The organism is Microvirga sesbaniae (assembly GCF_025460805.1).
In the GTDB taxonomy this organism is placed as follows: Bacteria; Pseudomonadota; Alphaproteobacteria; order Rhizobiales; family Beijerinckiaceae; genus Microvirga; species Microvirga sesbaniae.
The window spans coordinates 78,692-96,650 of sequence record NZ_JAMXFJ010000005.1 but is presented as its reverse complement, the minus strand read 5'-3'; the positions used below and the strand labels follow the sequence as shown (position 1 = coordinate 96,650).

Annotated in this window: 16 protein-coding genes; 12 read left to right on the top strand and 4 right to left on the bottom strand. The window is 65.8% G+C overall.

Annotation, left to right across the window (positions count from 1 at the left end):
* Window positions 1-17: 17 nt before the first annotated feature.
* Both OCW50_RS10135 and OCW50_RS10130 read right to left on the bottom strand, forming a co-directional pair.
* Window positions 18-1,769 carry a diflavin oxidoreductase gene (locus OCW50_RS10135; RefSeq protein ID WP_262297397.1) on the bottom strand — a complete coding sequence of 584 codons (1,752 nt, stop codon included), beginning with the start codon at window positions 1,767-1,769 and terminating at the stop codon, window positions 18-20.
* 360 nt (window positions 1,770-2,129) lie between these two features.
* The gene (locus tag OCW50_RS10130; protein ID WP_262297396.1) at window positions 2,130-2,591 is read right to left on the bottom strand and encodes an Lrp/AsnC family transcriptional regulator; all 462 of its coding nucleotides are present in this window, start codon (window positions 2,589-2,591) and stop codon (window positions 2,130-2,132) included.
* 191 nt (window positions 2,592-2,782) lie between these two features.
* Between OCW50_RS10130 and OCW50_RS10125 the strand changes: the two genes are divergently transcribed.
* From OCW50_RS10125 to OCW50_RS10110, 4 genes are all read left to right on the top strand, one after another.
* Entirely contained in the window at window positions 2,783-3,541 is a 759-nt protein-coding gene (locus tag OCW50_RS10125) for a phosphoadenylyl-sulfate reductase (RefSeq protein WP_262269405.1), read from the top strand.
* Window positions 3,542-3,599: 58 nt separating this feature from the next.
* The gene (cysD, locus tag OCW50_RS10120; protein WP_262297507.1) at window positions 3,600-4,511 is read left to right on the top strand and encodes a sulfate adenylyltransferase subunit CysD; all 912 of its coding nucleotides are present in this window, start codon (window positions 3,600-3,602) and stop codon (window positions 4,509-4,511) included.
* Window positions 4,511-6,127 carry a sulfate adenylyltransferase subunit CysN gene (cysN, locus tag OCW50_RS10115; protein WP_262297395.1) on the top strand — a complete coding sequence of 539 codons (1,617 nt, stop codon included), beginning with the start codon at window positions 4,511-4,513 and terminating at the stop codon, window positions 6,125-6,127. The genes cysD and cysN overlap by 1 nt, the downstream gene beginning before the upstream one ends.
* Before the next feature lie 196 nt (window positions 6,128-6,323).
* Window positions 6,324-7,520, top strand: coding sequence for an O-succinylhomoserine sulfhydrylase (locus OCW50_RS10110; RefSeq protein WP_262269334.1), 1,197 nt, complete (start codon window positions 6,324-6,326; stop codon window positions 7,518-7,520).
* Between the two features lie 3 nt (window positions 7,521-7,523).
* Here the strand turns inward: OCW50_RS10110 and OCW50_RS10105 are convergent, their stop codons facing one another.
* Together OCW50_RS10105 and OCW50_RS10100 are read right to left on the bottom strand one after the other, a co-directional pair.
* Window positions 7,524-8,378 (bottom strand): sulfurtransferase, encoded by an 855-nt coding sequence (locus OCW50_RS10105; RefSeq protein WP_262297394.1) that lies wholly within the window; start codon window positions 8,376-8,378, stop codon window positions 7,524-7,526.
* A 37-nt stretch (window positions 8,379-8,415) separates the two neighbouring features.
* Entirely contained in the window at window positions 8,416-9,081 is a 666-nt protein-coding gene (locus OCW50_RS10100; protein ID WP_262269336.1) for a peroxiredoxin, read from the bottom strand.
* 720 nt (window positions 9,082-9,801) lie between these two features.
* Here OCW50_RS10100 and OCW50_RS10095 point away from each other — a divergent pair.
* From OCW50_RS10095 to OCW50_RS10060, 8 genes are all read left to right on the top strand, one after another.
* Window positions 9,802-10,803: a sulfate ABC transporter substrate-binding protein gene (locus tag OCW50_RS10095; protein ID WP_315974415.1), complete on the top strand. Its 1,002-nt coding sequence runs from the start codon at window positions 9,802-9,804 to the stop codon at window positions 10,801-10,803.
* Window positions 10,804-10,806: 3 nt separating this feature from the next.
* The gene (gene cysT / locus OCW50_RS10090) at window positions 10,807-11,655 is read left to right on the top strand and encodes a sulfate ABC transporter permease subunit CysT (protein WP_262269337.1); all 849 of its coding nucleotides are present in this window, start codon (window positions 10,807-10,809) and stop codon (window positions 11,653-11,655) included.
* Window positions 11,648-12,529 carry a sulfate ABC transporter permease subunit CysW gene (gene cysW, locus OCW50_RS10085; RefSeq protein ID WP_262297393.1) on the top strand — a complete coding sequence of 294 codons (882 nt, stop codon included), beginning with the start codon at window positions 11,648-11,650 and terminating at the stop codon, window positions 12,527-12,529. Before cysT ends, cysW begins: the two co-directional genes overlap by 8 nt.
* Window positions 12,504-13,580 carry a sulfate/molybdate ABC transporter ATP-binding protein gene (locus OCW50_RS10080; protein ID WP_373371368.1) on the top strand — a complete coding sequence of 359 codons (1,077 nt, stop codon included), beginning with the start codon at window positions 12,504-12,506 and terminating at the stop codon, window positions 13,578-13,580. The genes cysW and OCW50_RS10080 overlap by 26 nt, the downstream gene beginning before the upstream one ends.
* 228 nt (window positions 13,581-13,808) lie before the next feature.
* A complete protein-coding gene (locus tag OCW50_RS10075; RefSeq protein ID WP_262269408.1) occupies window positions 13,809-14,282 on the top strand; it encodes a (2Fe-2S)-binding protein in 474 nt (157 codons plus the stop codon).
* Window positions 14,279-15,295, top strand: a complete 1,017-nt coding sequence (locus OCW50_RS10070) for an FAD binding domain-containing protein (RefSeq protein ID WP_262297391.1) — start codon at window positions 14,279-14,281, stop codon at window positions 15,293-15,295. Before OCW50_RS10075 ends, OCW50_RS10070 begins: the two co-directional genes overlap by 4 nt.
* Before the next feature lie 10 nt (window positions 15,296-15,305).
* The gene (locus OCW50_RS10065; protein WP_262297390.1) at window positions 15,306-17,543 is read left to right on the top strand and encodes a xanthine dehydrogenase family protein molybdopterin-binding subunit; all 2,238 of its coding nucleotides are present in this window, start codon (window positions 15,306-15,308) and stop codon (window positions 17,541-17,543) included.
* Between the two features lie 118 nt (window positions 17,544-17,661).
* Window positions 17,662-17,937 (top strand): Rossmann-fold NAD(P)-binding domain-containing protein, encoded by a 276-nt coding sequence (locus tag OCW50_RS10060; protein WP_262297389.1) that lies wholly within the window; start codon window positions 17,662-17,664, stop codon window positions 17,935-17,937.
* The last annotated feature ends 22 nt before the right edge of the window (window positions 17,938-17,959 follow it).

The window sequence follows — 17,959 nt, the reverse complement described above, 5'->3', positions numbered from 1 at the left end:
GACATCGTTCGTGCTTCTCAATAAACGTCTTGGTGATAGCGCCGGCCGCGCTCGAGTTCGACGACGGCGTGTTCGGCCGCCTCGGGGGAAAGGGCCTTCACGTCGGCCAGGGCCGCGACGAGCGCGGCGCGGACGTCCTTCGCCATCGCCTTGGCATCGCCGCACACATAGAGCTGCGCGCCGTTGTCCAGCCAGTCGACGAGGTCGCGGCGCTGCTCCCAGAGTCGGTGCTGCACGTAGACCTTCTGCGGCGTGTCGCGGGAGAAGGCGAGGTCCAGCCGGGCGAGCGATCCGTCCTTCAGGGCATCCTGCCATTCCAGCTGATAGAGGAAGTCGTGCGTGTAACGCCGGTCGCCGAAGAACAGCCAGGACCTGCCGCCCGCTGCGAGGGCACGCCGTTCCTGAACGAAGGCGCGGAAGGGAGCGATGCCGGTTCCCGGGCCGATCATGATGATGTCGGTGGAAGGGTCTGGCAGCCGGAAATGCTTGTTGGGCTTCAAGCGGACGCGGGCGGTCGCGCCCGCCTTGAGCCGGTCCGCCACGAAGGTCGACGCGACACCCCGGCGCACGCGCCCATGGGCTTCATAGCGGACGGCCGCGATCAGAAGGTGCGCCTCGTCGCCGACTTCCCGGCGCGAGGACGCGATGGAATAGGCCCGTGGCGGGAGAGGCCGGGTGAGCGCCGTGAGCTGCTGCCCGGTCAGCGTGGCGGGATAGGCCTCGACGAGGTCGATGAACTGGCGTCCCTCGATCCAGGCGCGGGCCTGTCCCTCGTCCAGGAGCTTGCGAAGCTCCGCATGTCCCGTCTCGGCGGCGAATGCTTCGAGGGTCTTGACCGAGAGGGTCGTGATGTCGCGCTCGGTCGTCAACGTGGCGCGCAAGCTGTCGTCGGCAGGCACTCCTGTCGCCGCGAGAACGGCGTCCACGAGGGCCGGGTCGTTCTCGGGAAACAGCTCGAGTGCGTCGCCAGGCTCGTAAGCAGGCGCGCCGCCGTCGAAACCGAGCGCCAGGTGAATCGTCTCCTTGTCGGAGCGCGAGGAACTCAGGTTGACATGCTCGACGACCTCGCCGATCACCGGGTCCCGGCTCGGCTCGACGCTGACGCGGGGACCGAAATCGACCGACACCACGTTGCCTGAGCTCTCCGGGGCCGGAGCGAAGGCTTCAAGCGCCTTCTTGATCCAGGCGGCGGCAGGCGCCTCGAAATCCAGATCGCAATCGACCCTGTCGGCCGCGCGCGCGGCACCGAGTTCGGCAAACCGCGCATCGAGGGCTTTTCCGACGCCGCAGAACTCCGCATAGGCGGTGTCGCCCAGCGCCAGGACGGCGAAGCTCGTCCCGTCGAGACGAGGCGCCGATGGTCCCATCAGATCCGCGTAGGCCCGGGCAGCCCGCCCCGGCGGCTCGCCTTCGCCCCAGGTGGCGGCGATCACTGCCAGTTTTCCGTGCTGCGGCAGGTCGGCCACGTCGAGATCGGCGAAATCGACGATCTTTGGCTTGAAGCCGCTCTTGCGGGCGAGCTTCGCCACGTCCTGGGCCAGCCGCTCCGCGTTGCCCGACTCGCTGGCGAAGAGGATCGTGAGCGGCTCCGCTGCCCGGGCCGGTGCGTCCACCCGGGGGAGGGGCGCCTGACCCGCATCGATCCCGGCCAGGAAGCCGGCGAGCCACGCGCGCTGGATGGGAGACGCCGCGCTCAGGACGCGATCGAGGCTGAGCCGGTCGTCGTCTCCGAAGGGCGCTGTTTGAGGCAGGAGGGCGAATGCTGACATGACATGAGTGTCGCGCGGGGTTGCATCACAAGTCAATGAAACGTTCTTTTTAAAGAACCTGTGCCGGTAGAAAATTCTTTTGTCTCACCCGCCCCGGAGAGAAAAGAATTTCGCGGCGCCAGAGCGTCGGCGGTGGATGGAGGGGGGTGGGTGGAGGTCGGTGGGTGGAGGACTCCTTGGCCCTCCGGCACCTCTCAAGCATCGGACATGTCATCGAACTCACGCCCGATGCTTCAAGCTTTTGGTGTGAAGCAACTTTTCACGCAAAGCCGGTTTCCGCTTCTGCGTCCGATGCTTCAAGCTTTTGTTTTTGGAACATCTTTTCACGCAAAACCGGTTCCCACTTTTGCGTCCGATGTTCTAGGCGGTGATCTCGATCGGCAGGGCCGTGGTGGATTTCACGCGCTCGACGCTGAAGCGCGAGCTGACGTTCTTCAAGGGGACGATGCCGATCAGGCGCTTGTAGAACATGTCGTAAGCCTTGACGTCCGGGACGACCACCCGCAGCAGGTAATCCACATCCCCGGCCATGCGGTGGAACTCGACCACCTCGCTCATGGTCGAGATCGTCGTTGCGAAGCGCTCCAGGGATTCCTGCGTGTGGTCGCCGGCCTCCACGCAGACGAAAACCGTCAGGCCGAGCCCGAGCTTCTCCGGGTCCAGAAGGGCGACCCGGCGCTGAATCACCCCCTGGGCCTCGAGGCGCTGGATGCGTTTCCAGCACGGCGTCTGGGAGAGGCCGACCCTTTGGCCGATATCCGCGACAGAAAGCGTGCCATCTTGCTGAAGAAGATCTAAAATTTTTCGGTCGATGCGGTCCATCTCTGCATCCCGTGCTTCGGCGAATATTGCTCCCCTGGCTCTTCACGTTTGGGGGAAAAATATTCTCTTCTTGCGACGTCCTTGTCGAGACGGCGAGCGGTTCGCGCCCCGGTTCGGTACAGCCTGACCTTGACACCGTTCGTTATTAAGAACAAGTTCGATTTTGCACTTTGGAGATGTCGACGATGGATATGGGCTCAGGAGGCGTGCAGGCCGACGCTTTGGCCCGCGCCATGAAGGAAGGGGGCCTGGCGGAAAGGCTCGCTCTCGCATCGCGTGCGATCGACGGACGCCTGGTCTTCACGACCAGCTTCGGTCTCGAAGATCAGGCGATCACCCATGCAATCTTCCGGGCCGGCCTCGACATTCACATCGAGCTCGTGACCCTCGACACCGGGCGGCTGTTTCCCGAGACCTATGACCTCTGGGCGCAGACGGAGGAGCGCTACGGGCGCCGGATCAACGCGGTCAGTCCCGATCGCGTCCAGCTGGAGGCCTTGATCGCCCGTCAGGGCATCAACGGTTTCCGTCACTCGGTCGAGGCCCGGAAAGCCTGCTGCGATATCCGCAAGGTCGAGCCCCTGGGCCGGGCTCTGGCCGGGGCGGCCGGATGGATCACGGGTCTTCGCGCCGAACAATCCGCCTTTCGCGCGGCTGTGCCGCTGGCCTTGCAGGACGACGGCTATCGCCTGATCAAGCTCAATCCCCTGGCGGATTGGAGCCGGCAGGACCTCGTCCGCTATGTCACCGACAACGCCGTTCCCTACAACCCGCTGCACGACCAGGGGTACCCATCCATCGGCTGCGCGCCCTGCACCCGGGCGGTTCGGCTCGGCGAGCCCGAGCGTGCGGGCCGCTGGTGGTGGGAGCAGGAGGCCAAGAAGGAATGTGGCCTGCATCTCGTGCCCACCCAGAGAATTCAGGAGCATTCCCATGATCGGCGGGCGTGACGTGGGAGAGGCCCACTCCCGGAAGCGGACCGAGCCTCAAGGGTTTCCGACCGGCGGCATGGAGCTCCGGTCGGGCTTGACCCATCTCGACCGCCTTGAAGCGGAAAGCATCTACATCATGCGCGAGGCCGTCGCCGAAAGCGACAATCCCGTCATGCTCTATTCCATCGGCAAGGATTCCTCGGTCCTGCTGCACCTGGCTCTCAAGGCGTTCTATCCGGCAAGGCTGCCATTCCCCCTTCTGCATGTGGACACGACCTGGAAGTTCCGCGAGATGATCGCCTTCCGGGATCGCCGGGCGCGCGAACTCGGGATCGATCTTCTGGTGCACACCAATCAGGAGGGGCTTGCCCGCAACATCGGTCCGATCAGCCATGGCTCGGAAGTGCATACCGACGTCATGAAGACCCAGGCGCTCAAGCAGGCGCTCGAGCAGTACGGGTTCGATGCCGCGTTCGGCGGCGCCCGGCGCGACGAGGAGAAGTCGCGGGCCAAGGAACGGGTGTTCTCGCTGCGCAACGCCCATCACCGGTGGGATCCCAAGCGCCAGCGGCCCGAGCCCTGGCAGCTCTACAACGGACGCAAGCGCCGAGGCGAGAGCCTGCGTGTCTTCCCCCTGTCCAATTGGACCGAGCTCGACATCTGGCTCTACATCCACCGGGAGAACATCCCCATCGTGCCGCTCTATTTCGCCGCCGAGCGTCCGGTGGTGGAGCGGGACGGCATGCTCATCCTTGTGGATGACGAGAGATTGCCGCTCCATCCGGGCGAGCGGCCGCAGCTGCGGTCCGTGCGGTTCAGGACGCTCGGCTGCTATCCCCTGACCGGGGCCGTCGAGAGCACGGCGTCCACGCTCCCCGACATCATTCGCGAGACGCTGGAAGCGCGCACATCCGAACGCCATGGACGCGCTATCGACAAGGACACGGCGGCGTCCATGGAACGCAAGAAGCAAGAGGGCTACTTCTGATGTCGGTTCATCTCGAACCCGAGAGTTTCAAGCTGGAGGATTATCTCGCGGCGCATGAGCGCAAGAGCCTGTTGCGGTTCATCACCTGCGGCTCCGTCGACGACGGCAAGTCCACGCTGATCGGACGCCTGCTGTACGAGTCCAAGCGTCTGTTCGACGACCAGCTCGCAACGCTCGAGCGCGACTCGCGCAGGCACGGAACGCAGGACGGCGGCATCGACTTCGCCCTTCTGGTCGATGGACTGGCCAGCGAACGCGAGCAGGGCATCACCATCGATGTCGCCTATCGCTTCTTCTCGACAGACCAGCGGAGCTTCATCGTGGCCGACACTCCCGGACACGAGCAATACACCCGCAACATGGCAACCGGCGCGTCGACGGCCGATGTGGCCATCCTGCTCATCGATGCGCGCAAGGGCATCACGCGCCAGACGCGCCGCCACGCCCTTCTCGTGTCGATGCTCGGGATCCGTCACGTGGCCCTGGCGATCAACAAGATGGATCTCGTCGCGTGGTCCAGGGAGAGATTCGAGCAGATCGGAGCGGAGTTCCGGGCGTTTGCGGTCAATCTGGGCTTCGACCGGATCGACGCCATCCCGGTGTCGGCTCTCAACGGCGACAACGTAGTCGAGCCGTCGTCGCAGGCGGGCTGGTACGAGGGGCCGACGCTGCTCGCCTATCTCGAGACCATCCAGGTCGAGCAGAAGGCCGATGCGGCGCCGTTCCGCATGCCGGTCCAGTGGGTCAACCGGCCGAGTCCGGATTTCCGAGGGTTCGCCGGCATCGTCACGAGCGGGCGGATCCGGCCGGGATCGCGGGTGCGCGTCCTGCCCTCCGGGCTGGAGACATCCGTCGACCGGATCGTGACGATGGATGGCGACCTGGCCGAGGCCGTTACCGGTCAGTCCGTCACGCTCACCCTGTCCGACGAGGTGGATATCTCCCGAGGCGACGTCATCGCTTCGATGGAGCGGCAGGCGCAGGTCTCCGACAGGATCGAGGCTCGCCTGTTCTGGATGGCCACCGAGCATCTGAAGGAAGGCGATCAGTTTCTTCTGAAGCTTGGGGCGGCGGCCGTGCCCGCGCGGGTCGTGCGCGTGCGGCAGCGGATCGATCTGGCGTCGCTCGCCGCCGTGGCCGTGTCGTCCCTCGGGGCCAACGATGTCGGCCACGTGGTCTTCGCCCTGGATCAGCCTGTCGCCTTCGACCCCTACGCTGAGAGCCGTCGCACCGGCGGCTTCATCCTCATCGACCGGGAGAGCTTCGACACGGTGGCGATCGGCCTCGTCGACGGCGCCGCTGCGGAACTGCCGGTCAACCTCGAAGGGGTCCGGACCAATGCCCCGCTGGCCTGGATCAAGTGGTCCGGGGAACAGAAGCGGCGAAGCGCTCTCAAGGCCATGTCGTGGCGGGTCATCGGATCCGTTGCGACCGTCGGCGCCGCGGTCGTCCTGACCCAGGACATTCGCCTGGCGGCGGCGATCGGCGCGACCGAGGTCGTGACCAAGCTCGTGCTGTATTACGGTCACGAGCGCCTGTGGGCCCGGATCCGTTACGGATTGTCCGTCGCCACCGGGAAGCATGGCGGCGGGCCGCAGAGCTCGGGCGTCAACTAGCGCATCGTGCGGCCCTCCGGGTCCGCCCCGAACGATGCGCCGCTTCGGTCAGTGAGCATCGGATCGATCCCAAAAGTGGATCCAACTTCGGGCCCGAGGCTCTAGAGGCGCGATCCTCTTGCCGGACGTCCCATCATCATGTGGAACGCCCAGAGCCGTCCCGACGCCGCGGCCGGGCGAGATTGAAGGAAAACCCATGAGCGAACGCTCCCCGCGAAACCCTTCCCTGCATGCGCAGACCCGTCTTGTCCACGACGGAACGCTGCGCTCGGATTTCGGCGAGACCTCCGAGGCGCTCTTCCTCACGCAGGGCCATGTCTATGAAAGCGCCGAGGAATGCGAGGCGCGGTTCACGGGCGAGAGCCCGGGCTTTCTCTACGCCCGCTTCTCGAACCCGACCGTGACGATGTTCGAGCAGCGGATGGCCTCCTTCGAAGGCGCCGAGGCCGCGCGTGCGACTGCGACCGGCATGGCTGCCGTAACGGCTGCCCTGATGGGATTGCTTCAGGCGGGCGACCACATCGTCGCGGCCCGAGCCCTCTTCGGCTCCTGCCGCTATGTGGTGGCCGAACTCCTGCCGCGGTTCGGCGTGGCCGCCACCCTGGTCGACGGAACGGATCTCGATGCATGGCGCAAAGCCGTTCGGCCGAACACGAAGGTTTTCTTCCTGGAAAGCCCGGCCAATCCTACGCTCGAGGTCATCGACATCGAAGCCGTCGCCGGCATCGCCCGCCAGGCCGGAGCGAAGCTCGTGGTCGACAACGTGTTCTCCTCGCCGATCTGGCAGAAGCCGCTGCAGCTCGGAGCCGATTGCGTGGTGTATTCGGCCACCAAGCACATCGACGGGCAGGGGCGCTGCCTCGGCGGCGTGATCCTGGCCTCCGAGGACTTCATCCAGACCCATGTTCACACCCTGCTTCGCCAGACCGGTCCGTCGATGTCGCCGTTCAACGCCTGGGTGCTGCTGAAGAGCCTGGAGACCCTGCCCCTGCGCGTCGAGCGCCAGACCCGGACGGCCGCCGCCGTCGCGGACGCCCTGGCGGGCCATTCCAAGATCCGCCGCCTGATCTATCCGGGCCGGACCGATCATCCACAGGCGGAGATCATCGCCCGGCAGATGACGGGCGGCTCGACTCTGATCGCCCTCGAGATCGAAGGAGGCAAGGCTGGAGCCTTCCGCTTCCTGAACGCCCTCGAACTCATCCGGATCTCCAACAATCTCGGGGATGCCAAGAGCCTGATCACCCATCCGGCCACGACGACGCATCAGCGCTTCACCCCGGAGGAGAGGGCGGAGATGGGGGTCTCCGAAGGGCTGGTCAGGCTGTCGGTCGGCCTCGAGCACGAGGATGATCTGATCGGCGACCTGCTGCAGGCTCTCGAGCCGGTCTGACGGCTATCGGCGGAGGTCCGGATCCGTCGCGACGGGCCTGCCGGATTCCTGCGTCCATTCCGACATCGAGCCGTCGTAGAGCCTGACGTCGGGGCGCCCGAGCAACGCCGAGAGGACGAACCAGTTGGTCGAGGCGAGGTGACCGGTGTTGCAGTAGCTGATCACCGGTCCGGGCGGGATGTCGCCGAAGAGCCGTTCGAGTTCGGCGATGGGGCGCAGCCGTCCCGTGCCCGGGTGGAAGGCTTCCACCTGATCCCGATGGATGGCGCCCGGCAGGCGCCCGGCGCGGGCGACTTGCGGACTTTTCTCCCGCCCATTGAACTGCGCCTGCGAGCGCCCGTCGAGCAGTGTCGCGGCACTGCGCGCAAGGGCCGTCTCGACGGCATCGATTCTGGCTCTCGAGCCTTCGTCGAGCCGGACCGGGTAAGGGGCGCTCGCCGTTGCCGAATGAGCGCCCTTTTCGATGGCCTTGCGGCTGTCGTGCCAGGCCCTGTAGCCGCCATCGAGGATCGAGACCCGTTCATGGCCCGCGGCCTTCAAGGTCCAGAAGACCCGGGCCGCCGCGCTGAAGTCGGACGGAGCCTCCCCGGCCGAGACGATGATCGCGTGACGCGCGGGTGCGAGGCCGATGCGGCTCAGCAGGCCGGACAAGTGCGCGGCATCAGGCAGAAGGCCGCCGGCGCCTCCTGCAGCGATACGCCAGCCGTCGGCCGCGTAATCGCTGTGAACGGCGCCGGGGATATGCCCCGCCTCGAAGGATGCCCGGCCGCCGCTCTCCGTCGACCGGATATCCACGATCAGAATCGATGGGTCATCGAGACGGCCGGCGAGCCATTCGACGGAGACGAGCGGTGACATGGTCATGGTCAACGGAGGCCGAGCGGGGGGACGGGGATCAGTTCGCCTTGGGCTGCGGCACGATGCGCAGATAGGGCTTGGGCGCCTTCCAGCCGCCCGGATAGAGGCTCTTGGCCTCTTCGTCCGAGACCGAGCCCGCGATGATGACGTCCTCGCCCTGCTTCCAGTTCGCCGGCGTCGCCACCCGATGCTTTGCCGTGAGCTGGAGGGAATCGATGACCCGCAGCACCTCGTCGAAGTTGCGGCCCGTGGTCATGGGATAGACCAGGACGAGCTTGATCTTCTTGTCCGGGCCGATGATGAAGACGTTGCGAACCGTCTGGTTGTCGGCGGCCGTCCGCCCCTCCGCCGTGTCGCCCGCCTGAGCCGGCAGCATACCATAGAGCTTGGAGATCGTGAGGTCCTGGTCGCCGATGATCGGGTAATTGACGGCGGCCCCTTGCGTCTCCTCGATGTCGCGCGCCCAAGCCGCGTGCTTCGCGACCGGGTCGACGGAAAAGCCGATCACCTTCACGCCGCGGCGGTCGAACTCGGGCTTGAGGCGGGCGACCTCGCCGAGTTCCGTGGTGCAGACCGGCGTGAAATTCTTCGGATGCGAGAACAGCACCGCCCAGGAATCGCCAATCCACTCATGGAAGCGAATGGGGCCATCTGTGGTGACCGTTTCGAAGTCCGGGGCGGTCTGTCCGATTTGAAGTGTCATCGCGGGATTCCTTCTGCGCTATGCATCTGTTGGCTGATCGTCAAGTCTACAAAGCAGGGTGCAGTCTCAGTCTTCCGATCCCGTGCGCGCTGCCGATTCGCGGTCGTTCCCAAGAAGCATCTTACAAACCCTCCTGGATCCGGCATGAGGGTCGAAACGACCTCAGTGCCTGACGAGACGGTGGCGGACCGGCCGGCGCGAGGACACGCACCGGCCGGCACGAAGGAAGTGTTGTTCCGGCGAGGGCAGGAGTCAATCAAAATGTTCTTTTTAAAGAACAGCCCTTAAGGGTAATATTCATCTCCGGCAGGCGGGCTTCTTAGCAGAACGTTCTCAGAGAGCATAGTTCCGGCCCACGACAGACAAGAAAATGCCTGCTTCGGCGAAGGCGAATAAAATAAGAATGATCCTGCGGCCCATAGGCGCAAGTCAGAATGATTTTCCTTCGAAAGACTTGTCAGGTCGAAATAGAATTCCCCGGCCGTCCGGATCCGAAGCGCATCAGAGGTCTCATTGCGCTCGCGATTGCGCAAACGGCGCCGCGCTCCATTTGACAATCGTTCTTTTTAACGGATAGTTCTTTGCTTCGTTCCAGACGGGGCGTCGGTCCGACGTGTCACAGGTCGTGCTGCCGCGGTCAAAGCCCAGGAGGGTCACGTGCAAAGCAGATTCTTGCAAGGCAGGTTCTTGGATGTCGCCGGTGAGAGCAGGCTCTCGCCGCTGCGATCCGTCGTTGCGGCGCTGGTGATCGGCGCCAGCCTTCTGACCCTGTCCGGCGCGGCGTCGGCGCAGACGCAGCTGCTGAACGTGTCGTACGATCCGACCCGCGAACTCTACCGCGAGATCAACCAGGCCTTCGCGGACGAGTGGAAGGCGCAGACCGGCGAGGCGGTGAACGTCCGCGCGTCGCACGGCGGATCGGGCGCGCAGGCCCGCACGGTGATCGACGGAATCGACGCCGACGTGGTGACCCTCGGCATTCCCTCCGACATCGACGCGATCGCCAAGGCCACCAAGAAAATTCCGGCGGACTGGCGCAGCAGGCTGCCCAACAGTTCACTGCCGTACACATCGACCGTCGTGTTCCTGGTCCGCAAGGGGAATCCGAAAGGCATCAAAGACTGGGACGATCTGGTGAAGCCGGGCATCCAGGTCATCACGCCGAATCCGAAGACATCTGCCGGCGGACGTTGGAACTTCCTTGCCGCCTGGGGCTATTCCCACGCGAAGGACGGGAGCGCCGACAAGGCCAAGGACTTCGTCACCGCGCTCTACAGGAACGTGCCCGTGCTCGATACCGGCGCCCGCGGATCGACCGTCACCTTCGCCCAGCGCGGCCTCGGCGACGTGCTGCCGGCCTGGGAGAACGAGGCCTTCCTGGTGCTCGACGAGTTCGGTCGCGACAAGTTCGAGATCGTGGTCCCGACCCTGTCGATTCTCGCGGAGCCGCCGGTGGCGCTCGTCGATGCGAACGTGGACGCCAAAGGCACGCGCAAAGTCGCGGAGGGCTACCTCAAGTTCCTGTATTCCGACAAGGCGCAGGCGATCTTCGCCAAGCACCATTACCGTCCGAGCAAGGCCGAGGCGGCCAAGCCGGAGGACCTCGCGGCCCTGCCGAACCTGAAGCTGTTCACCATCGAGTCCCTGCAGGGCAATTGGGACGACATCCAGAAGAACAATTTCGACTCGGGCGGGCTCTTCGATCAGATCAGCAAGCGTTGATCCATGCGGTCCGGCACCCTCCTGCCACTGAAACGAGCGAGCGTGATGCCGGGCTTCGGCATCACGCTCGGCTACACTCTGCTCTATCTCGGGCTCCTCGTGCTGCTTCCGCTCGGCGCGCTCATCGCCAAGGCGTCGGGGATCGGCCTGTCCGGCATCATCGCGGTCGCCGTCGAGCCCCGGGTGGCGGCCGCGCTCTGGACGAGCTTCAGCATCTCGCTCGTCGCAGCCGCCGTGGCGTCCCTGTTCGGGCTCCTGGTCGCCTGGGCCCTCACCCGGTACGACTTTCCCGGCCGCAGGATCGTCGATGCGATCGTCGATCTGCCCTTCGCCCTTCCAACCGCGGTGGCCGGCATCGCGCTGGCGGCCCTCTATGCGCCGAACGGGTGGGTGGGCTCCTTCCTCGAGCCTCTCGGCCTCAAGGTAGCCTATACGCCCCTCGGCATCTTCGTCGCCCTGGTGTTCATCGGGCTGCCCTTCGCGGTCCGGACGGTCCAGCCTCTCATCGCCGACATCGAGCGCGAGCTGGAGGAGGCTTCGGCACTCCTCGGGGCATCCCGGTGGCGGACCGTGTGGAGCATTCTGCTGCCGCCGCTCCTGCCTGGGGTCCTGACCGGATTCGCGCTCGCCTTCGCCCGCGCGGTGGGCGAATACGGCTCGGTGATCTTCATCGCGGGGAACCTGCCCTACGTGTCGGAGATCGCCCCGCTGCTGATCGTCATCAAGCTGTCCGAATACGATTATACCGGCGCGACGGTGATCGCGACGATCATGCTGGCGATCTCGTTTACGGCGCTTCTGGTGATCAACCTGCTTCAAGCCTGGAGCCGGAAGAGGTTCGGATATGTCTGACGCGATCGCCGTTCATCTCGCGCCGCCTTCCCCGTCCGTCCCGGTCGTGACGGAGCGACGCTGGGTGCGGCGGCTGACCATCGCGGTCGCGCTCGCCTTCCTGTTCCTGTTCGTGATCCTTCCGCTCGCCGTCGTGTTCGTGGAAGCGTTCCGTCGTGGATGGGGCGGCTACCTCGCGGCCCTTCAGGAGGCTGACGCGCAAGCGGCGATCAGGCTCACCCTGACGGTCGCGGCGATCTCCGTTCCGGCGAACGTCATCTTCGGCCTCGCGGCCTCCTGGGCCATTGCCAAGTTCGAGTTCAAGGGCAAGAGCCTGCTGATCACCCTGATCGACCTGCCGTTCTCCGTCTCGCCGGTCGTCTCCGGCCTCATCTACCTGCTCCTCTTCGGCGCTCAGGGGCTGTGGGGATCCTGGCTCATGGCGCATGGCGTCAAGGTCGCCTTCGCGCTGCCGGGCATCGTGCTGGCCACCATCTTCGTGACGTTTCCCTTCGTGGCGCGGCAGCTCATCCCGCTCATGCAGGAGCAGGGCACCGCGGAAGAGGAGGCCGCCCTGACTCTGGGCGCGAGCGGCTGGCGCACCTTCCTCACCGTGACGCTGCCCAACATCAGATGGGGACTGCTCTATGGCGTCCTGCTCTGCAATGCCCGCGCCATGGGCGAGTTCGGCGCCGTGTCCGTCGTCTCGGGACATATCCGCGGCCTGACCAACACCATCCCGCTCCATGTGGAGATTCTCTACAATGAGTACAACTTCGTTGCGGCCTTTGCCGTCGCCTCGCTCCTCGCATGTCTCGCCCTCCTCACATTGGCGCTCAAGTCTGTCCTCGAGTGGCGTCACGGAGCCGATCTCGCCGGCGGCGCGCACCGCTGATCAGGGGCAGGCCGTGGGCATCCGGGTCGCCGGCGTGACGAAGGCGTTCGCAGGCGCGGCCGCGCTCCACGACATCGACCTCGCCGTCCGGCCTGGAGAACTCCTGGCGCTGCTCGGGCCGTCGGGCTCCGGAAAGACCACGCTCCTGCGCATCATCGCGGGATTGGTGGAGGCGGATCGCGGGCAGGTCTTCTTCGGCGGCCTGGATGCCACCACGCTGCCGGTGCAGAAGCGTCAGGTCGGTTTCGTCTTCCAGCATTATGCTCTGTTCAAGCACATGAGCGTCGCCGACAACATCGCCTACGGGCTGCGTGTGCGCACGCGGGCGAGTCGCCCGTCCAGGGCCGAGATCCGCCGCCGCACCTCGGAACTGCTCGATCTGGTCCAGCTGTCGGGCTATGAGAGCCGGTTCCCGTCGCAGCTCTCCGGCGGTCAGCGCCAGCGGGTCGCCCTGGCCCGCGCGCTGGCCGTCGAGCCGCGCGTCCTGCTGCTCGACGAGCCGTTCGGCGCCCTCGACGCCAAGGTCCGCAAGGACCTCCGTGCGTGGCTGCGCGACATCCACGAGCGCACTGGAAAGACCACGGTCTTCGTCACGCACGATCAGGACGAGGCCCTCGAGCTGGCGGACCGGGTTGCAGTCCTCAATCAGGGGCGGCTGGAGCAGGTCGGCAGTCCCGACGACGTGCAGGATCATCCCGCGACACCGTTTGTCATGACGTTTCTCGGCCAGGCCGCCCGGTTCCCGGCGGACATCCGCGACGGACGGGTGCTGGTCCGTGGAAAGCCCGTGCCGGTCGCCGCTTCGAGATCCCAAGGCAGCCCGTTCCAGCTCTATTGCCGCCCCTGGCATCTGAAGCCGACGGCTCCCGGCCAGGGGCACCAGACGGGCACCATCAGCGGGGTTCGACGGCTCGGGTCCATGCGGCGGATCGAGGTCCTGCGCGCCGATGGGGCGAAGCTCGAGGTCGAGGTTCCTCTGGCGACGAGCCTCCGTCAGGGTGAGGAGATCGGTCTCGAGATCGTGGACGGCGTGCTCTTCCCCGAATCATGACGCTCGCGACGGATGCGCCAGAGCGCTGATATCCGCCGCGTCGCACGGTCGGCGCGCTCACCAGGAACCCGAGCAGATTTGAATCGTTGAAAGGTGGCTGCGGACGGCCGTCGTCCCTGCGGCCGCTATCGCCTCAGCCCGATCCGTCCTGGCCTGAACGATCGCTTTTCATTTCGAAGGAGGCCCAGGGTGAGCGCAAGCCAGTCAAGCGCGCCTCTGCCGGAGGCGATGTCCGTCACCCTGACAATCAACGGCGAAACCCGGCAGCTGGACGTGCTGCCCTGGACGGTTCTGCTCGACCTGCTCCGGGATCATCTCGGCCTGACCGGCACCAAGAAGGGCTGCGATCACGGACAATGCGGCGCCTGCACGGTGATCGTCGACGGCCGGCGGATCAACTCCTGCATGGCCTTCGCGGTCATGAAGGACGGGGCACGCATCACCACGATCGAGGGCTTGGCGCAGGGTGGGGACCTGCATCCCCTGCAGCAGGCCTTCATCGATCACGATGCCTTTCAATGCGGCTACTGCACGCCCGGGCAGATCTGCTCGGGCGTCGCCCTCATCGAGGAGGGACGGGCACGCACCCGCGACGAGATCCGCGAACTCATGAGCGGCAACATCTGCCGCTGCGGAGCCTACACGAACATCGTCGACGCCATCGAGCAGGTGATCGGGGCTGACGGGGAGGCCGGGCGATGAACCGATTTTCCTACCTGCGGGCCTCAAGTGTCGATGAAGCCGTCCGGGAGGCCGCGGCCGATCCGACGGTCCGCTTCATCGCCGGCGGCACCAATCTCATCGATCTGATGAAGTACAACGTGGAGCGGCCGGAACGGCTGATCGACATCACACGGCTTCCGCTCGATCGGATCGCCGAGACAGACGGCGGCGGCCTGCGGATCGGCGCCCTGGTGACCAACGACGCCGCCGCCTACGATCCGCGCATCAAGGACCGCTACCCGCTTCTCTCCAGCGCCATCCTGGCCGGAGCCTCGCCGCAGCTCCGCAACGCCGCGACGACCGGTGGCAATCTCCTGCAGCGGACCCGCTGCTACTATTTCTACGACCCCGGCACGCCCTGCAACAAGCGCGAGCCGGGCACGGGCTGCCCGGCGATCACCGGCCGCAACCGCATCCACGCGATTCTGGGCACCAGCGAGCACTGCATCGCCACGCATCCGTCCGACATGGCGGTCGCGCTGGCGGCCCTGGAGGCCATGGTCCACGTGGCGGGGCCCGATGGCGAGCGGGCGATTCCGATATCCGATTTCCACCGCCTGCCGGGCGACCGGCCCGAGATCGACACCAACCTGCGGCACGGGGAGATCATCACGGCCGTCGAGCTCCCGCCGGCGGATTTCAGCCGCCACTACACCTATCTCAAGCTGCGCGACCGCCTTTCCTATGCCTTCGCGCTCGTGTCCGTCGCCGTCGCCCTCCGCATGGAGGGAGACGCTGTCGCCGAGGCGAGGCTTGCCCTCGGCGGGGTCGCACACAAGCCCTGGCGCGATCCCGAGGCGGAAGCCCTCCTGCACGGACGGCCGGCCACCCGCGACCGCTTCATTGCGGTTGCCGACCACATCCTGAAGGATGCCAAGGGCCACGAGGACAACGCGTTCAAGATCGATCTCGCCAGACGCGCGATCGTTCGCGCCCTCTCGCAGGCTGCGGCCGGAACACCCCAGTCTCAAACCGACAAGCGGATCAAGTGAGGGCAGGGCCATGCAGCAGGCGAACGCTTACATCGGCACCCCTCAGAACCGTGTGGACGGACGCGCCAAGGTCACAGGCGAGGCGAAATACGCGGCGGAATTCGACGCGCCGGATCTCGCCTATGGGATCGTGGTCTCGGGCGCCATCGCCAAGGGGCGGATCGCGTCGATCGACCCGTCGGAGGCGCTCGCCGTGCCGGGCGTGCTGCAGGTCTTCACGCACGAGAACCGGCCCCGGACGGCCTGGTTCGACCATAAGTTCCGGGACGAGACGGCCCCACCCGGATCGCCCTTCCGGCCGCTTTATGACGACAAGGTGATCTATAGCGGCCAGCCGGTCGCCCTGGTGGTCGCCGAGTCGTTCGAGCTTGCCGCCCATGCGGCTTCTCTCGTGCGGGTCGCGTACGAAACCGACGCCCACATGACCGATCTCGATCTCAGGCGGAGCGAGGCCTATGTGCCGCCGAAGAAGCGCTCGGGCGTCAAGGCGCCGCCAAGCCCGCGGGGCGATGCCGAGGGAGCCTTTGCGCAGGCCCCGGTGAAGGTCCATGGGGAATACCGGGTCGCCATCGAGCACCACAATCCGATGGAGCCCCATGCCTCGACGGTCGTTTACGGGGAGGACGGCTCGCTCACCATCCACGACAAGACGCAAGGAGCCCAGAACAGCCAGAGCTACGTGTCGAGTGTCTTCGGCCTCTCCAGTGGCCAAGTTCACGTGGTGTCGCCCTTCATCGGCGGAGCCTTCGGATCCGGCCTGCGTCCACAATACCAGCTGTTCCTGGCCGTCATGGCGGCGCTCGAGCTCAAGCGCTCGGTCCGCGTGGTCCTGACCCGCGACCAGATGTTCACCTTCGGCTACCGGCCCCTGACGATCCAGACGATCTCGCTCGGAGCGAACCCGGATGGGACACTCGTATCCATCATGCACGATGCCATCCAGACCACCTCCCCCTTCGAGGATTATCAGGAGGTCGTCGTGAACTGGGCGAACCTCCTCTACCATTGCGACAACGTCAAGCTGACTTACAAGCTGGCGCAGGTCGACACCTACACCCCCATCGACATGCGTGCGCCAGGGGCGGCCATCGGGGTCGCGGCCATCGAAACCGCCATGGACGAACTGGCCTATGCCACCGGCGTCGATCCCATCGAGCTGCGCCTGCGGAACTATGCCGAGGTGGACGAGGCCGACAAGAAGACCTTCACGAGCAAGGAGCTCAGGGCCTGCTACCAGGTGGGGGCCGAGCGTTTCGGCTGGGCCAAGCGCAACCCCGAGCCGCGCTCCATGCGCGAGGGACGCGAACTCGTCGGCTGGGGCATGGCGACAGGGGTATGGGAAGCCATCATGCAGAAGACCGCCGCGCGCGCGGTCCTGACCCGCGACGGCAAGCTCGAAGTCGCCACCGCGACCACCGATATCGGCACCGGCACCTACACGATCCTGACTCAGATCGCGGCGGAGACCCTGGGTCTCCCGATGGCGGCGGTGACCGCAAGGATCGGGGATTCCAGCCTGCCGAAATCGCCTGTCCAGGGCGGATCATGGACAGCCGCCTCGTCGGGGTCCGCCGTGCAGAAGGCCTGCCAGTCGGTCCGGGAACAGCTTTTCAAGCATGCCCGCCAGATGGACGATTCGCCGCTGGCCAATGCCAGCATCGAGCAGGTGATGTTCGCTGACGGGCGAATCCGGCTGATGAGCGATCCCGGCGCCTCCGTCACCTTTGCGCAGGCCATGCAGGCCGGCGGAGTCGACAGGATCGAGGCGGAGGAAAAGGCCAGTCCCGGCATGCTGACGAACATGCGCTATTCCGGCTACTCGCATTCCGCGATCTTCGCGGAGGTCAGGGTCGACGAGGAACTGGGCATCATCCGGGTGACCAGGATCGTCAATGCGGTCGCGGCCGGGACGATCCTGAACCCCAAGACGGCGCGCAGCCAGATCATTGGCGGCGTCGTGTTCGGAATCGGCATGGCGCTGGAAGAGGAATCCATGCTCGACCACGACCTCGGGCGCTTCATGAACCACAACCTCGCCGAGTACCACGTCCCGGTGAACGCGGACATCCACCACATCGAGGTGATCTTCGTGTCCGAGCACGAGGAGAAGCTGAACCCTCTCGGCATCAAGGGCGTGGGCGAGATCGGCGTCGTCGGAACCGCCGCGGCGATCGGAAACGCGATCTTTCACGCCACGGGAAAGCGCGTCCGGGAATACCCGATCACCATCGACAAGCTGCTCGGATAGGTCGTGTCGATCGGGATGGACCGAGGAGAGCGCCGCCCGTCGTGCGGCTGTCCTGATCACGGAGGTCGACACCAGACGCCAGCGCCTCGTCCGTGAGACGGACATCGCGGACGATCCCGTGCGCCGGCGCCTCGAGGAGCACCTCGACCTTCGCAAGAGCGGTCTCGTCGAGCAGGAAGGACGACAGTTCTTTGCGAACGTGCAGATTCCGCCCATCAAGCTCCTCGTCGTCGGGGCGGTTCATGTGAGCCAGGCACTCGCCCCCATGGCGGCAGGGCTCGGCCTTGCCGTCACGATCATTGATCCTTGCAGGGGCGCATCCGGGAGCTGTCAGGCGATGCTGGAGCGGGCCGGAACCTGCGCGACCGTCCGGGAGTGGTGGAATGGCCCGTGAAGAGCCCATCCATTCTCCGGGA

Bases quoted from the DNA above. Each gene is read 5' to 3' on its own strand.
- OCW50_RS10135 (WP_262297397.1), bottom strand. From the start codon at position 1,769: ATGTCAGCATTCGCCCTCCTGCCTCAAACAGCGCCCTTCGGAGACGAC.
- OCW50_RS10130 (WP_262297396.1), bottom strand. From the start codon at position 2,591: ATGGACCGCATCGACCGAAAAATTTTAGATCTTCTTCAGCAAGATGGC.
- OCW50_RS10125 (WP_262269405.1), top strand. From the start codon at position 2,783: ATGGGCTCAGGAGGCGTGCAGGCCGACGCTTTGGCCCGCGCCATGAAG.
- cysD (WP_262297507.1), top strand. From the start codon at position 3,600: ATGGAGCTCCGGTCGGGCTTGACCCATCTCGACCGCCTTGAAGCGGAA.
- cysN (WP_262297395.1), top strand. From the start codon at position 4,511: ATGTCGGTTCATCTCGAACCCGAGAGTTTCAAGCTGGAGGATTATCTC.
- OCW50_RS10110 (WP_262269334.1), top strand. From the start codon at position 6,324: ATGAGCGAACGCTCCCCGCGAAACCCTTCCCTGCATGCGCAGACCCGT.
- OCW50_RS10105 (WP_262297394.1), bottom strand. From the start codon at position 8,378: ATGTCACCGCTCGTCTCCGTCGAATGGCTCGCCGGCCGTCTCGATGAC.
- OCW50_RS10100 (WP_262269336.1), bottom strand. From the start codon at position 9,081: ATGACACTTCAAATCGGACAGACCGCCCCGGACTTCGAAACGGTCACC.
- cysT (WP_262269337.1), top strand. From the start codon at position 10,807: ATGCGGTCCGGCACCCTCCTGCCACTGAAACGAGCGAGCGTGATGCCG.
- cysW (WP_262297393.1), top strand. From the start codon at position 11,648: ATGTCTGACGCGATCGCCGTTCATCTCGCGCCGCCTTCCCCGTCCGTC.
- OCW50_RS10075 (WP_262269408.1), top strand. From the start codon at position 13,809: ATGTCCGTCACCCTGACAATCAACGGCGAAACCCGGCAGCTGGACGTG.
- OCW50_RS10070 (WP_262297391.1), top strand. From the start codon at position 14,279: ATGAACCGATTTTCCTACCTGCGGGCCTCAAGTGTCGATGAAGCCGTC.
- OCW50_RS10065 (WP_262297390.1), top strand. From the start codon at position 15,306: ATGCAGCAGGCGAACGCTTACATCGGCACCCCTCAGAACCGTGTGGAC.